Raw genomic sequence first — 900 nt, forward strand, 5'->3', positions numbered from 1 at the left:
TAGCGGCGGACGGGTGAGTAATGCTTAGGAATCTGCCTATTAGTGGGGGACAACATTTCGAAAGGAATGCTAATACCGCATACGCCCTACGGGGGAAAGCAGGGGATCTTCGGACCTTGCGCTAATAGATGAGCCTAAGTCGGATTAGCTAGTTGGTGGGGTAAAGGCCTACCAAGGCGACGATCTGTAGCGGGTCTGAGAGGATGATCCGCCACACTGGGACTGAGACACGGCCCAGACTCCTACGGGAGGCAGCAGTGGGGAATATTGGACAATGGGGGGAACCCTGATCCAGCCATGCCGCGTGTGTGAAGAAGGCCTTTTGGTTGTAAAGCACTTTAAGCGAGGAGGAGGAGCTCTAGATTAATACTCTAGATGCTTGGACGTTACTCGCAGAATAAGCACCGGCTAACTCTGTGCCAGCAGCCGCGGTAATACAGAGGGTGCAAGCGTTAATCGGATTTACTGGGCGTAAAGCGTGCGTAGGTGGCCAATTAAGTCAAATGTGAAATCCCCGAGCTTAACTTGGGAATTGCATTCGATACTGGTTGGCTAGAGTATGGGAGAGGATGGTAGAATTCCAGGTGTAGCGGTGAAATGCGTAGAGATCTGGAGGAATACCGATGGCGAAGGCAGCCATCTGGCCTAATACTGACACTGAGGTACGAAAGCATGGGGAGCAAACAGGATTAGATACCCTGGTAGTCCATGCCGTAAACGATGTCTACTAGCCGTTGGGGCCTTTGAGGCTTTAGTGGCGCAGCTAACGCGATAAGTAGACCGCCTGGGGAGTACGGTCGCAAGACTAAAACTCAAATGAATTGACGGGGGCCCGCACAAGCGGTGGAGCATGTGGTTTAATTCGATGCAACGCGAAGAACCTTACCTGGTCTTGACATA

General features: G+C 52.0%; 1 rRNA gene. It reads left to right on the forward strand.

The features are described from left to right. A 16S ribosomal RNA gene (locus HLH16_RS06330) occupies nt 1-900 on the forward strand; the annotation flags it as partial.

The sequence above is a fragment of the Acinetobacter sp. ANC 5378 genome (assembly GCF_013004315.1).
Lineage (GTDB): Bacteria > Pseudomonadota > Gammaproteobacteria > Pseudomonadales > Moraxellaceae > Acinetobacter.